General features: G+C 74.5%; 3 protein-coding genes. All 3 read right to left on the bottom strand.

The window, feature by feature from the left end; translation table 11 throughout:
- Positions 1–45: 45 nt before the first annotated feature.
- The 3 genes from ACZ7LT_RS06945 to ACZ7LT_RS06935 are packed head-to-tail and all read right to left on the bottom strand — an operon-like array spanning position 46 to position 15,397.
- Positions 46–5,871 carry an LLM class flavin-dependent oxidoreductase gene (locus tag ACZ7LT_RS06945; RefSeq protein ID WP_471234942.1) on the bottom strand — a complete coding sequence of 1,942 codons (5,826 nt, stop codon included), beginning with the start codon at positions 5,869–5,871 and terminating at the stop codon, positions 46–48.
- Entirely contained in the window at positions 5,868–8,885 is a 3,018-nt protein-coding gene (locus ACZ7LT_RS06940; RefSeq protein ID WP_471234941.1) for a type I polyketide synthase, read from the bottom strand. The genes ACZ7LT_RS06945 and ACZ7LT_RS06940 overlap by 4 nt, the downstream gene beginning before the upstream one ends.
- Positions 8,882–15,397 (bottom strand): amino acid adenylation domain-containing protein, encoded by a 6,516-nt coding sequence (locus ACZ7LT_RS06935; protein WP_471234940.1) that lies wholly within the window; start codon positions 15,395–15,397, stop codon positions 8,882–8,884. Before ACZ7LT_RS06935 ends, ACZ7LT_RS06940 begins: the two co-directional genes overlap by 4 nt.
- Positions 15,398–15,412 lie beyond the last annotated feature (15 nt).

Genomic DNA, 15,412 nt, shown 5'->3' with positions numbered 1-15,412 from the left:
GGTGCCATTCGGTCGATCGTCGGAACTGTCGGAACTCTCGAAACTCTAGGAACTGACGGAAGTCTCGTGACCGCCGGGGCGAGGGAGCTGGGAGACGCTCACGTCACGCAGCCGCGCCGCGTCGGTGAGGGTGCGGGTGAAGGCGTCGCGGAGCCGCGCCAGCTGCGCCGGGCCGAAACAGGCCGGATCGGCCACCAGATGGCCCCTGATCCCGTCGTCGCCACGGCTCACGTCGACGACGAGGTCGTAGCCGACAGGATCGGGCGGCAGCGGGACCTCCGTCATGTCGGTGTCGTCGATGCCGGCCCAGGGCCGCATGGCCTCCCGCAGGACGAGCAGCACCGGCGCGAGCGGCTGCCGGCCCGGCACCCGCGGCGGCGACACCGCTTCGACGATCTTCTCGAAGGGCGCGTTCTGATGACTGAGGGCATCGAGCGCGGTGTCCCTGGCCCGCCGCACCAGCGCGGCGAGGGTGGGATCGCCCGACACGTCCAGCCGCAGCGGCACGGTGTTCACGAAGAAGCCGACGACCTTCTCGAAGTCGACCTGGCTGCGGCCCGCCACCGGAGTGGCGACGACGAGGTCCTCGACGCCGTGGTCGCGGGCGACCACCGCGGCCAGCGCCGCCAGGAGCACGGCGAAGAGCGTGGCACCCTCGGCGCGGGAGAGCCTGTTGAGGGCTTCGGCGGCCGGCCCGGTGATCTCGAAGGTGACCGCGGGCGGCCCGGCGTCGCCGGACGGGACCGCGGGCTCGGCACCGACCCCGCTCAGCTGGACCGGCCGCACGCCGTCGAGCCGGTCGCGCCAGTGGGCGAGCTGCTCCCGCAGGGCACCGGACTCCATGAAGGAGCGCTGCCAGACGGCGAAGTCGGCGTAGCGCAGGGGAAGGTGACCGAGATCGGCCGGGACGCCGGTCAGCTGGGCGCGGTAGAGCCGCCCCAGGTCGTCGCGGAGCAGCTCCATGGACCAGCCGTCCCCGGCGATGTGGTGCATGACGAGTGCGAAGACATGGTCGTCGGGCCCCAGGCGGTACAGACCGGCGCGGAAGACCGGGCCGTCGGCGAGGTCGAAGGGTGTCCGGGCCAGATCGGTCACCCAGGCGCCGGCCAGCCGCAGCCGGGCCTCGTCGTCCGCCGGGGCGTCGTCGGCGGGCTGCCCGAACACCGGCTGGACGTCGGCACCGGACCGGATCACCTGCTGAAGCTGTTCCGTGGCCGGGTCGAAGCGCAGCACGGTACGCAGGATCTCGTGCCGGTCGACGAGGGCACGCAGCGCCTCGCCCAGCGCCGCGGGGTCCAGCGGCCCGCGGATACGGAACGCGTTGACCATGTGGTACGGCGTGTGTCCGCGATGCATGTGGTGGATCAGGTACATGCGCTCCTGGCCGAACGAGGCGGGCACCGTCTCCAGGTCGACGATCGCGGCGCCGGGGCCCACCGGGAGCCGGGACGAGGATCCCTGGGCGCGAGGAGGCACCACCGCGCCGGTGGGGCCGTCGTCCCCGAGCGCCTCGACGGACGCGGCGAGTCCCGCGACGGTCGGCGCCTCGAACACCGAGCGCAGCGGCAGCCGGGGGGCGAGTTCGTCACGGACGCGGGCGAGCATCTGGGTGGCGAGGATGGAGTGTCCGCCGAGGTCGAAGAAGTCGTCGTCGACGCCGACGCGTTCGACGCCGAGCACCCGCCGCCAGATCTCGGCGACGCGTTCCTCCAGCGGGGTGCGCGGTGCGACGTACCGGCGGGCCAGCTCGGGCCGTTCCACGCCCGGTTCCGGCAACGCCGCCCGGTCCACCTTGCCGTTGGCGGTCAGGGGCAGGGCGCTCAGGAAGACGTACCGGGACGGCACGAGATACGGCGGCAGCAGCGCCGCCATATGGGCGCGCAGCGCCTCGGGAGTGACGGGGGTGCCGGGCCCGGCGACCACGTAGCCGGTGAGCGAGGACGCCGACGTACCCGCGTGATGGGCCGCCGCGGCGGCCGCCGTCACGCCCTCGGCGGCGAGCAGCGCAGCCTCGATCTCGCCGAGCTCGACCCGGTGTCCGCGTACCTTCGCCTGATGGTCGCGGCGGCCCTGGTACTCCAGGAGCCCGTCCCGGCGCAGTCGGACGATGTCACCGGTGCGGTAAAGCCTGCCGCTCCCGTCCCGGCCCCCGAAGGGGTCGGGGACGAAGCGCTCCGCGGTGAGTTCGGGCGCGTCGAGGTAGCCGGCCGCCACACCGGCGCCGCCGATGTGCAGCTCGCCCGGTACGCCCACCGGGAGCCGGTGGCCGTGCGTGTCGAGGACATGCACCTGGGTGTTGGCCAGGGGGCGTCCGATCGTGACGTCGTCCGGGTCGACACGGGTCGACGTCGACCAGACCGTGGTCTCCGTCGGGCCGTACATGTTGTGGATCTCGGCCGGGGTGATCTCCCTCAGCCGCCGCACCAGGTCGCTGTCGAGAGCTTCGCCGCCGAGCAGCAGGGTGCGCAGCCGGCCGAGGGCGGCCGCGTCCGGCTCCGCGAGCAGGGCCCGGGCCTGCGAGGGCGTGCACTGCAGATGGGTCACGCCGTGTTCCCGGATCAGCTCGGTGACCAGCGGGTCGACGGCCGGTGCCGAGGGCGCGGGACGGGCGGTCGCGGTGGCCCGGCGGACCTCGTCCAGCAGCGGCAGGGCGTCGAGGACGGCGTCGGGGGCCACACCGAAGTCGATCAGACAGGCGATCTCGTCCACCCCGAGGGCGGTCAGGCGCTCGGCCAGTGCCGCGCACTCCTCCACCGTCCCGATCATCGCGCTGTGGCCCATGTAGCGGGCACAGGCGTGATCCAGCAGGGCTTCCATGTCGTCGTCGGAGAAGTCGGCGGAGCGGATGTCCAGCCCCAGGCCCTCGGCGAGGTTCCGGATGAGCCCGACCGAGGAGCGCAGATAGGACCGGAAGGGCTGCCAGGCGGCCTCCCGCACGGCCTCCCGGTCCCGGCCGACGAAGGTGTGCAGCATCAGCGTCACCTGGCCGTCGCCCGCATGGCCCGCCTCGCGCCAGGCGGCGCGGTACACGGCGAGCTTCTCCGTCAGCTCCTCGACGGACTGCCCGAGCAGATGCGTCAGCAGCCCCACGCCGAGCCGGCCGGCGGTCCGGAAGGTCTCGATGTTGCCCGCGGAGGTGAGCCAGACCGGCAGCTCAGGCTGGACGGGGCGGGGCAGGGTCCGCACCCGCACCTTGTGGTCCCGCGGCCCGGTGAAGGGGACTTCGTCGCCCCGCCACAGCGCCCGGACCTCCTCCATGGCCCGCAGCATCACCTCGTGCCGGTCGTCGTAGCTGTCCTTGGCGAACACGAAGTCGTCGACGTGCCAGCCGGAGGCGAAGGAGAGCCCCACCCGCCCCGCGGAGAGGTTGTCCACGACGGACCATTCCTCGGCGACCCGTACGGGATGGTGCAGCGGCAGCACGACACTGCCGGCCCGGATGCCCACCCGCCGGGTGGTCACGGCCACGGCGGCCGCGAGAGTGGAGGGAGCGGGGAAGGGGCCGCCGAAGGCGTGGAAGTGGCGCTCGGGAAGCCATACGGCGCTGAAGTCGTGGGTGTCGGCGAACCTGGCGCCCTCCATGAGCAGGCGGTACTGCTCCGGTCCCGGCTCACCCTCGGCCGAGCTGGCGAAGTAGAAGAGGCTGAACCGCGCGGCGGAGGAGGGCGCCTGGCCGTCGTCCGCGGCGGCGGCCTGCCCCGGTCCGGGGGCGAGCACCACACGGTGGCCGGAGGCGAGCGTCCACAGGAGTTCCAGGACCGAGATGTCGAACGAGACGCTGGTGACCGCGAGCCAGGTCGCCGGCTCCGGCCGGCCGATCCGCCGGTCCATGGCGACCAGGAAGTTCCGCAGGTTCCCGTGGGTCACCACCACACCCTTGGGGCGCCCGGTGGAACCCGAGGTGTAGATCACGTACGCGGGGCGCTCCGGCTCGGGATCCGCCCAGGGCTCCGGGACGCTCCCAGGCTCGTGCGGGCCGGACCCGCGCGGGTCGAGAAGCGTCACGCCCGACAGCCCGGGCGGCGCGCCGCGTTCCGGCGCCACGACCAGGGCCAGCCCGGCATCGCTCGCCATCTGTTCCAGCCGGGCGGCCGGATACGTCGGATCGAGCGGAACGTACGCCGCGCCGGTCCGCAGGGTGGCCAGCATGGCGACGACCAGGTCCGCGGTGCGCGGCAGGCAGAGGCCGACTCGGGCGCCGGGCCCGGCGCCGTGGGCGCGCAGCCGGGCGGCCAGCGCGTCGGTCCGCCGGCCCAGCTCGCCGTAGCTGAGGCGGTCCTCGCCCGCGACGAGGGCGACGGTGGAGGCCTGCTCCCGTACCCGCTCCCCGAGCCGGGCCAACAGGCCGTCAGCAGGCCGCAGTTCGTTGGCCGTGTCGTTCCACGCCGCCATCAGCCGGAGGTCCGCGTCGGTCGGCAGGGCGAGCTCGGAGACCGGCCGGCGCGGATCCTCGGCGGCGCGGGTGAGGACCGCGCGCAGCAGGTCGACCAGGGCCTGCGCGGTCGGTCCGGAGAACAGGTCGCGGCTGTACTCGCACACGCCCACGATCTCGCCGTCCCGCCGGACGAGCTCCAGCGCGAGGTCGAAACGGCACCTGCCGTTGTCCAGTTCCGCCATCTCCACGGCCACGCCCGGCAGTTCGAACTCTGGCATGGGGACGTTGTGGAAGCCGAAGTGCACCTGGTACAGCGGCGTGTAGCCGACGTCACGCGGCGGACGCAACTCCCTGACCAGGCGTTCGAACGGCAGCCGGTCGTGGCCCAGAGCACCGAGGACCGTGTGCCGGACACGGGCCAGGACGTCGTCGAAGGCCGGGTCGCCGGAGAGGTCGGTACGCAGCACCAGGCTGTTGACGAAGGCCCCGATCGAGGCCTCCAGTTCGGGGTGCGTCCGGCCCGCGACGGCGGTGCCGACCACCATGTCGTCCTGCCCCGACCAGCGGCGCAGCACCAGCTTCCAAGCGGCGAGAAGCACCATGAACGGTGTCGCGGAGGCTTCCCGGGCCAACCGGTCGACCGCCTCGCTCAGCTCCCGCCCGAGAGCGAGCGGCACGCGTCCCCCGTGCGACGACGGGACCGCCGGGCGCGGCCGGTCCGCGGCGAGCTCCAGCACGGGCGGCGCGCCGGCCAGGGTCTCGCGCCAGTACGCGAGGTCGTCGGCGAGCACCTCGTCGGTGAGCTCGCCCCGCTGCCAGGCCGCCCAGTCGCCGTACTGCACCACGGGCCGGTTCTCGGGCTCGCCGCCCGCCACCGCGGCCCGGTAGCCGGCGACGACCTCGTGGAGCAGGACCGCGCGCGACCAGGTGTCGCCGATGATGTGGTGGTTGACGACGGTCAGCAGCGCCTCGCCGGGGGACAGGCGCACGAGCACGGCCCGGAAGAGCGGCCCGCTCTCCAGGGACAGCGGCCGCGCGGCCTCGGCGGCGGCCAGCCGTTCGGCACGCGCGCGATCGGCGCCGGGCAGCTCGACGACGTCCAGCCGGAAGGCCGCCTCGTCCCGTACCCGCTGGACCGGCCGGTCTTCGCTCGCGTCGATCACGGTGCGCAGCGCCTCATGGCGTGCCACCACACCGGCCAGCGCCCGCTCAAGGTCGACCACACTCAGCGCTCCGGTCAGCCACAGGGCCGCGTACTCGTTGAGGGCGGCGCCTTCCGGGTTGAGCTGGTCGACGAACCACATGCGTTCCTGTCCGAAGGACAGCGGGGCCGCGGAGCCGTCGGGCCGCGGTGGTACGACGGGCTGCCGCCGGGGCCGCACGGCGGCGCCGGAGATCCGCTCGCGCAGCCGCTCGCGCTGTTCGGGGGTGAGCCGGGCGAGTCGTTCCTCGCGGTTTTCGGCCCGCGGGCTACCGGACGAGGACTCCGCGCTCATGACCCCTCCAGGTCGGCGATGATCAGGTCTTCGATGTACGGGGCCAGTTCGGCGACCGTGCCCCGCTCGAACAGCGCCCGGACGGGCACCTCCACGCCGTACAGGGCGCGGACGCGGGCGGCGAGCTGGGCCGCCATCAGGGAGTGCCCGCCCAGGTCGACGAAACTGTCGTGCACGCCGATCCGTTCGACTTCGAGCAGCTCCTGGAGCACGGTGGCGAGCTGTTCCTCCAGTTCGCCCTCGGGCGCGGTGTACGGGGTGTCGAGGTCGGGGCGCGGGTGGTGCGCCGCTCCGGCCGTGCCCGGTTCGGCGGATGCGTCGACCGGCCCCGCCGCGCGGGCGCACTCCGGTGGATCGACCCAGTACCGCTGCCGCTCGAACGGGTAGGTGGGCAGGTCCGCCCGGGGCCCGGGAGCCAGGTCGTCGTCCCGGCGGACCGGTACGCCATGGGTCCACAGACTGCCGAGGGCAAGGAGCACGCTCGTCGGCTCGTCGCCCCCGCCCTCGGCACCCGTGGGCCTGGGCAGCGGAGCGGCGGCGCGGAGCAGGCCGGGCAGCCGGGCGCCGTGGGCGAGGTCCGTCAGGACCGAACCGGGGCCGGTCTCGACGAGCACCGGCCGCCCGGGGCCCTCGGACAGGGTGCGCAGTCCGTCGAGGAAGCGGACGGGGACCCGCATCTGACGCAGCCAGTACTCCGGGTCCGTGGCCTCGGCGGGGGTGATCCAGGTGCCGGTGACGTTGGAGACGAACGGGACCGTGGGGGCGGTCATCGGCGTGCCGCGCAGGGCGGCCTCGAAGGCGTCCCGCACGTCGTCGACCATCCGGCTGTGGAAGGCGCGGTCGGTGGCGAGCCGCACGGTCCGTACGCCGCTGTCGGCCAGTGCGGCCAGCGCCCGCTCCAGCGCGTCGGCGGGACCGGACAGCACCGTCGAGCCGGGGCCGTTGACGGCGGCGAGGTCCAGGCCGTGCGTGGCGGCGAACTCGCCCGCCCGCTCGGCGTCCCAGGGCACGGCGGCCATGGCGCCGGGCGGCAGCGCGGCGAGGAGTCGGCCGCGTTCGGCCACCAGACGCAGCGCGTCCGACAGGGTGAAGACCCCGGCCAGGCACGCGGCCGTGTACTCGCCGAGGCTGTGCCCGAGCAGGGCGCCCGGCTCCACGCCGCGATGGCGCCACAGCGCGGCGAGCGCGTAGCTGACGGTGAACACGGCCGGCTGGGTGATGTCGGTGCGGCGCAGCCGTTCCCCGTCGGCGAGCACCTCGCGCAGGTCCAGGCCGAGTTGGGGCCTCAGCAGCTGCGCGCACTGGTCGACGGCGGCGCGGAACACCGGCTCGGCCGCGTACAGCCCCTGCCCCATACCGGCGAACTGGGCGCCCTGCCCCGGCAGGAGGAACACCGGGGTCGGGGCCTGCGCGCCGGTCCGTCCGTCGGTGACGCGCCGTCGGTCGCCGCCGGTCAGGGCGCGGAGCGCCGAGCCGGAGTCGCCGGCCACGACGGCCCGGCGGTGCCTGAGCGGGCGCCGGCCGGTGCGCAGGGTGCGCACGACCGGACCGAGATCCTCCGTGGGGTGTGCGGCGAGGTGTGCGGCGAGCCGGTCGGTGGCCGCGTCCAGGGCCGACGCGGTGGCCGCGGAGAGCTCGATCAGCTGCGGGCCCGTGGCGGGCGGGGCGGGCGTGGGGGCGCTGCCCGCTTCGAGGATCACATGGGCGTTGGTGCCGCCGATGCCGAAGGCACTGACCGCCGCGCGGCGCGGCCCGTCCGTGACGGGCCACGGTTCCAGATCGCGGGGCACGAAGAAGGCACTGCCGTCCAGTGCCAGTTCCGGGCTGGGTTTGTCGGTGGCCGCGAGACTGGCGGGTATCCGGCCGTGCCGGAGCGCGAGCACGGTCTTGATGAGGCCGGTGATCCCGGCGGCGTTGTCGAGGTGGCCGAGGTTGTACTTGGCCGAGCCGAGGCCGCAGCGGTGCGTGCCCCCGGCCGCGCCGTACGTGGCGTGCAGGGCGGCGACCTCGATCGGGTCGCCGATGGGGGTCCCGGTGCCGTGCGTCTCGATGTAGCCGACGCCTGCCGGATCGATGTCGGCCATCGCCAGGGCCTCGTGGATGACCTCGGTCTGCCCGGCGACGCTCGGGGCGGTGTAGCCGACCTTGCGGCCCCCGTCGTTGTTGACGGCGGAGCCCAGGATCACGGCGTGGATACGGTCGTTGTCGGCGAGCGCGTCGGACAGCCGCTTGAGGACCACGATCCCGCTGCCGTTGCCGAACACGGTGCCGTTCGCGGCCTCGGCGAACGGCCGGCAGTGCCCGTCCGGAGACTCGATGCCGCCCTCGGTGGGCAGATAGCCGGAGTGGCTCGGCAAAGTCACCGTCACCCCGCCGGCCAGGGCGAGGTCGCATTCGTGGCTCAGCAGGCTCTGCGCGGCGAGATGGACGGCGACCAGCGAGGTGGAGCACGCGGTCTGCACCGTCAACGCGGGTCCGTGCAGGTTCATCTTGTACGCGATACGGGCCGCGACCTGGTCGGGGAGATTGCCCTGAAGCACCATCGGCATCCCGAGCCGGGCGAGGACGTCCTTGCGCGGCAGCAGGTTGTTGATGAGGTAACCGCTGAGCATGGCGCCCACGTAGACACCGACGGGCCCCGCCACCCGGCCCGGCTCCCAGCCCGCGTCCTCCAGCGCCGTCCAGGCACATTCCAGCAGGATCCGCTGCTGCGGATCGAGGACGGAGGCCTCGGCGGCGCTGTACCCGAACAGTTCGGCGTCGAACATGTCGACGTCGTCCAGCGCTCCCTTGACCGGCATGTACGCGGGATGACCGACGAGTTCGTCCGGGACGCCCGCGGCGCGCAGCTCGTCGGCACCGAACCTGCGGATGGCGCTCGTGCCCCGGCCGAGCAGGTCCCAGAGGGCATCGACGCCGTCCGCGCCGGGGAAGCGGCCCGCCATGCCGATCACCGCGACGCGATCGATGTCCGGCGTTGTCGTGTCGGCCGGTTCGGCCGCGGATCCGTTCACAGTCGCTCTCCGGGGTCGTACGGGGGCTGCTCGGGGTCGCTGTCGGGGGCGGGGCCCGGTCGGGGCCCCGGCACACCGGGCCGGTCGGGTCCTGTCCGGCGGGCCCGCGACAGCTGGCGCAGCGCGGTGCGGCGTTGCCGGGCCCGCGGTGCCTCGCCGCCGGAGGCGCCCGGCGGTTCCGGCCGCCCGAGGACATGGGCGGCGAAGTCGGCGATCGTCGGGTGGGCGAAGATGTCCACCAGCCGCACCGGCGTGTGCAGGCGTTCGTCGAGGAGGATCTGCAGCCTCGCGGCCTGCAGGGAGTTGCCGCCGGCCTCGAAGAAGCTGACGGTGCGGTCCACCTGGCCGACCTGGAGGATCTCGCGCCACGCGGCGGCGATCAGCTCCTCGGTCCCCGCGCGCGGTGCCTGGCCCGCCCCGACCGCGGTGTCCGCCCGGCCGGGGGCGGGCAGCCGCCGCCGGTCGATCTTGTTCGTACGGGTGCGGGGCAGCGCGTCGAGGACGACGACGGTGTCCGGCACGGCGGCCGCCGCCAGGGTGGCGGCGAGATGGGCGCGCAGCCGCGCCGGTGTGGGCGCGTCCGGTCCGGGTGTGGTCGGCACGGCATAGGCGGCGAGGACCGGTTCGCTGCCGGCCTCGTCCCCCTGGTGCGCGACGACGGCCGCTTCCAGGACGCCGGGATGGGCCGCGAGCACGGCCTCGACGGCGGAGAGTTCGACGCGGTTGCCGCGGATCTTCACCTGGGTGTCGGCGCGGCCGCGGAACTCCAGCACGCCGCGGGTGGTCCAGCGGCCGATGTCGCCGGTGCGGTAGAGGGCCCCGCCCGGTTGCCACGGATCGGGCACGTAGGCCCGCGCGGACTCCTGCGGCCTGCGGTGGTAGGCGCCGGCCAGGAAGTCGGAGCGGATGTACAGCTCGCCGTGCACGCCGGTCGGGCAGGGCCGCATCGCGGCGTCGAGGACGAGGACCTCGCGGCCGGCCAGGGGGCGGCCGACGGGAGTCCGGGCGTCCCGTGCCGGGCCGGGTTCGACGACGTGGTGCGTGGCGAGGATGGACTCGGTCGGGCCGTACAGATTGTGCAGCCGGGGCCGGCCGTTCTCCAGCTCCGTGCGCCAGCGCTCCACCAGGGCGGTGGGCAGCACCTCGCCGGCCAGCAGGACGTCCTTGAGGTCGGGGAGGTGGGCCGCGCGGTCCGGGCCGGGGTGGGCGCGGTCGACGACGTCGGTCACCAGCCGGAAGAAGGAGGGCACCGTCTCGAACTGGGTGATGCGCTCGGTACGCAGCCACTCCACGACGGCGATCGGGTCGCGCCGGATGTCCGCGGCGGGCAGGCACAGCGTCGCCCCGGCGAGGAGCGCGGCGAACACCTCCGTGTAGGCGGCGTCGTAGGTGAAGGGGGACCACTGGGCGATCCGGTCCGCCGGCCCGATGGCGAACCGCTCGATCTGCCAGTGCGCGAACTGCGCGAAGGTGGCCTGGCTGAGGAACATTCCCTTCGGTGTGCCGGTGGAGCCCGAGGTGTAGACGAGGCAGAGCGCCTCGCTGTGCCCGGCCGGGTCCGGTGCCGGCTGCGGGGCCTGCGTGGGGGCGGGCGCGGACGGGTCGACGGTGAGCACGGGCGGACCGGTTTCGGTCAGGACGCTCGCGCGGCGTTCGGCGTGGTCCGCGGTGGTGATCAGCAGCGCGGGCTCGGCGTCCTGAAGGATCTCGGCGAGGCGCAGATCCGGGTCACCGGGCTCCAGACAGACGAAGGCCCGTCCGGCGGCCAGCGCGCCGAGCACCGCGGCGATCTGCACCGCTCCGGTGGGCAGGAGGAGGGCGATCACGCCCTTTGTGCCGCGGGCCCGCTCCAGGACGTGTGTCCCCAGCAGGTCCGCCCAGCGGGCCAGTTCGGCGTAGGTCACCGTCTCGGTGGCGCAGCGCACGGCGGTCGCCGTCGGGGCGGCGGCGGCCTGCCGCCGGAACAGTTCCACGACGGGGGTCGTGTGGGCGGCGCGTTCGCGGCCCGCCGGGGCCGCCGGGAGCGGCGAGCGGTCGTCGAGCGGGACGGTGTCGAGACTTTCGTCGGGCCGTGAGGTCCCGGCGGTCAGCAGGGTGGTGAAGGAGCGGCTCATCCGCTCGGCCGTCTCCCGGTCGAAGAGCCCGGTGGCGTACTCGAGTTCGCCGTCGAGGGTCTCGCCCTCGTCCCCCAGGGCCAGCGTCAGGTCGTACTTGGCGTACGGCGTCCGCAGCGGGGTCACACTGCCGTCCAGACCGGCCAGGCCCGGGCGCGGGAAGCGGTCCTGGAAGACGAGCGAGGTCTGGAAGAGCGGGGTGCGGGTCGCGTCGAAGGGCCGGCCGAGCCGGTCCAGGAGGCGGTCGAGGGGAGCCCGCGGATGACTCAGGTCGATCAGTGCGCGGGTGCGGATACGTTCCACCAGAGCGGCGAAGGAGGGGGCCCCTGAAAGGTCGAGCCGGACCGGCAGCACGGACACCAGACAGCCGATCGTCCGCTCGGCCCGGGGGTCGGCGCGGTTGGCCACGGGGACGCCGACGACGATGTCGTCGGTGCCCGCGTACCGGGCGAGCAGGGTGCCGTACGCCGCGAGCAGCACCATGAACGGGGTGGCGCCCAGCCGCGCGGCGAGCCGGCGGACCGCGCGGGTCTGTTCGGGAGTGAGGCGTACGGGAACGGCGTCGCCGCGTATGTCGCGGATCGGCGTCCTGGGGTGGTCCGTGGGCAGTTCGAGGACCCCGGGATGGTCCGCGAGCCGCTCGGCCCAGTGGTCCAGGTCCGCGTCGTCCAGGGGGTCCCCGGGCACGAGGTCGGCGTACGGGGTGCCGGGCGGGGCGGGCGGGGGAGCGGTGCCGGTGCGGTGCGCGTAGCAGGCGCCGAGGTCGTCCATCGCCACGGCGACCGACCAGCCGTCGGCGGCGATGTGATGCATGGACACGACGACGAGGGTCTCGTCCTCGGCGGTGCGCATGGCGAGGGCACGGATCATCGGCGGCCGGGCCAGGTCGAAGGGGCGGGCCGCCTCGGCGGCGGCCAGCTCCTCGGCCGCGGCGGTACGCCGACCGGGCGGCAGCGCGGTGAGGTCGACGAACCGCAAGGGGCGTTCGGGCAGGTCGCCGGGGAGGACGACCGGCTCCTGGCCGCGCAGCGTGTAGCCGTGGCGCAGGACGTCGTGGCGGCGTAACAGGTCCCCGAAGGCGGCTTCGAGCGCGGCGGTGTCCAGCGGGCCGGTGAGCCGCAGCGTTCCCGCCATGGTGTACATGGCCGTGTCGGGATGGACCCGGCTGTGCAGCCAGAGCTGGCGCTGCTGGTCCGAGAGCCGGCCCGGGACGGAAGCGGTGGCGTCCGGCGCCGGATCGGCCGGGGGCCGGGGCGCGGCCACGGCGGAGGTCGTGAGGTGGGCGGCGAGCGACGCGATGGTGGGGTGCTCGACGAGGTCGGCGAGCCGCAGGCCGGTGCCGAACGCCTCCCGTAACCGGGCGACCAGCTGGGACGCGCCCAGGGAGTTGCCGCCGAGGGCGAAGAAGTTGTCGTGCCGGCCGAGCGACTGCGGCGGCGCCCCGATGATCTCCCCCCAGAGGTCGGCGAGGGCGCGCTCGGTGTCGGTGCGCGGGGCCTCGGAGGTGGCGGCGACGGGGGCGGCGGTACGGGCCTGTCGGGCGAGTGCCGCGCGGTCGATCTTTCCGCTCGGGTTCAGGGGCAGTTCGGGCACGACGACGATCGCCGAGGGCACCATGACGTCGAGCAGCCGCCCGCGCAGCCCCTCGCGCAGCGCGACCGGGTCGAGGGCGCCGTCACCGGCCGACGGGTCGGCGACGACGAAGGCGACCAGCCGGGTGGGGTGTTCGACGAGCTGGACGGCGGCCTGGCGCACCTCGGGCCGGGCGGTGAGCACAGTCTCGATCTCGCCGAGCTCGACCCGGTGGCCGCGGATCTTCACCTGCTGATCGCCGCGGCCGAGCAGGCTGAGCCGCCCGTCGGGCAGTCGGCGGGCGAGGTCCCCGGTGCGGTAGACGGTACGGCCGGACGCCGGCTCGACGGGGTCGGGGACGAAGGCGCGCGCCGTGAGCTCCGGCTTGTTCCAGTAGCCGGCGGCCACTCCGGTCCCACCGATGAGGAGTTCACCGACGGCGCCCACCGGCAGCAGCCGTCCCCGGGCGTCCACGACATGACAGTAGGTGCGGGCCAGGGGGCGGCCGATGGTGATGTCGGCGCCGTCGCGGACCCGGTCCAGGGTCGACCAGATGGTGGTCTCGGTCGGCCCGTACAGGTTCCACAGTTCGGCGGTGGTGCGCAGCAGGTCGTCGGCGAGCCGTGGGTCGAGGGGTTCGCCGCCGCTCAGGGCGCGCAGCTGTGGCCTGCCCTGCCAGCCGCTGTCCAGGAGCAGCCGCCACAGCGACGGGGTGGCCTGCATGACCGTCGCCCCCACGGCGTCCAGCAGCGCGGCGAGCGCGGCGCCGTCGCGGCTGAGGTCGTCGGGGACGATCTCCAGCCGGGCGCCGGCGACCAGGGGCGCCAGGAGCTCCAGCAGGGAGATGTCGAAGGAGAGCGAGGTCGCGGAGACGAGGACGTCCGCGGCGGTGAGGCCCGGTTCGTCGACGACGCTCGCCAGCAGGTTGGCGAGGGAGCCATGGGTGACGGCGACGCCTTTGGGCTCGCCGGTGGATCCGGAGGTGTACATGAGGTAGGCGAGCGTGTCGCCGTCCGGCGGGGCGATCGGGGCGGACGTGTCCTCGGCGTCGACGCCCCCGGTCAGCAGGGAGTCCAGGGCGCGCGCGGTAGGGCATGCATCGGCCCAGGCGGGGCGTTCCCCGGTGTGTACGAGCAGGGTGGCGCCGCTGTCGGCGAGGGTGGTGCGGGCCCGGGACTCCGGCTGGTCCGGCCGGACGGGTACGTACACCGCGCGCCGCCGCCAGATGGCGAGGAGCAGCGGGAGGAGGTCCGGCGTACGGCGGGCGCAGACGGCGACCCGGTCGCCCGGCGCGACGCCGAGCCGGGCGGCGATGGCCGCGGCGCGCCGGTCGACCTCGGCGTAGGTGAGGGTGTCGCCGCCGCTGCCGACGGCGATCCGGTCGGCGTGGGCGACGGCCTGACGGCGGGCGGTCTCGACGACGGTGGGCGGCGCCGCGGGCGCGCCCTCAAGCGCGTGCGCCACCTCGCCGAGGAGCGCCCGGCGTTCGGCCTCGGTCATCACCGGCAGGTCGGCCACGAGGGTGTCCGGTGCGTCGACCGCCGCGGCCAGCAGCCGCTCGAAGGCGGTCGCGAACCGCCGGACGTCGTCGGGGGAGTAGAGGGCGGTACGGAATTCGAAGCGGGCGCGCATCCCGTCGCCGTCCGGGCGCACCGTCAGGGACAGGTCGTACTTGGCGGTGCCGCTGTGCGCGGGCACCTCATGGGCGGTGACTCCGGGCAGCACGAACTCGGTGGCGGGGCCGTTGTGCACGGCCAGGAGCAACGGGATGAGCGGGGTGTGGCCGGCCCCGGCCGAGGCGGGCGCCAGCGAGTCGAGGACCTGGGTGAGGGGTACGTCCTTGTGCCGCAGAGCCCCCTTGAGGGTCTGCCGGACGCGGGAGAGCAGCGTACGGAACGTCGGCGTCCCGGAGACGTCGGTACGGCAGGCCACCACGCTGATGAGGGGGCCGAACATCTCGGCGAGCCCGTGGCCTCCTCGGGTGGCGACCGGCATGCCGATGACGACGTCGTCGTGGCCGCCGTACCGGTGCACGAGCGCGGTGAAGGCGGCGAGCAGGGTGGCCGCGGTGGTGGTCCGCTCCGCCCGGCTCGCCTCCTGGATCCGTCGCGTCAACGCGGGCGGCAGTGTCACGTCGTACACGTCGCCCGTGTGGTCCGGGACCGCGGTGCGCGCGGCGGCGGTCGGCAGTCCGGCGTCGGGCGGGTCCTCGAGCCGCATCCGCCAGTAGTCGAGGCCCTCCTCGTCCGGGTCGCGGCGCGTCTCGGACCAGGCGTGGTCACCGAACCGGGGTGCTTCCGCCACGGTGAGAGGCTCCCCCGACACCAGTGCCGCGTAGCCGCCGCTGACGTCCCCGAGCGCGAGCGCCATCGACCAGGCGTCCGCGACGATGTGGTGCGCGACGAACACCAGGACGTGGTCGTCGGGGGCGAGCCGCACCACATGGACACGGGCGAGCGGCGGGCGGCTCAGGTCGAACGGCTGGGCCACCAGACGCCGGACGGTGCCGGCCAGCGTCGCCGGGTCCGGCCGGCCCGGCAGTTCGACGACGCTCACCGGCAGGTCGACGTCCTCGGCGAAGCGCTGCGCCGGGGTGCCGTCCACGGTCTCGACGGCGGAGCGCAGCGCCTCGTGCCGGCGCAGCGCCCCGGCGACCGCCTTCTCCAGCGCGGCGATGTCGAAAGCGCCGGTCAGGCGGTAGGCCATGGCTTCGTTGTGGAGCGGGACGCCGTCCGCGACCTGCTGGGCCCGCCAGATGCCGAGCTGAGCCGGGCTCAGCTCGATCCGGTCGGCGGTGTCGGGCCGGCGCTGCGTCCGGGTGTTCATGGTGCCTCCGGGTGT

The sequence above is a fragment of the Streptomyces sp. NPDC039465 genome (assembly GCF_055639315.1).
This window is presented reverse-complemented; position numbering and strand designations above follow the sequence as displayed.

What these genes read in the sequence shown, in the direction of transcription:
- ACZ7LT_RS06945 (WP_471234942.1), bottom strand. Translation starts at nt 5,871, where the DNA reads ATGAGCGCGGAGTCCTCGTCCGGTAGCCCGCGGGCCGAAAACCGCGAG.
- ACZ7LT_RS06935 (WP_471234940.1), bottom strand. Translation starts at nt 15,397, where the DNA reads ATGAACACCCGGACGCAGCGCCGGCCCGACACCGCCGACCGGATCGAG.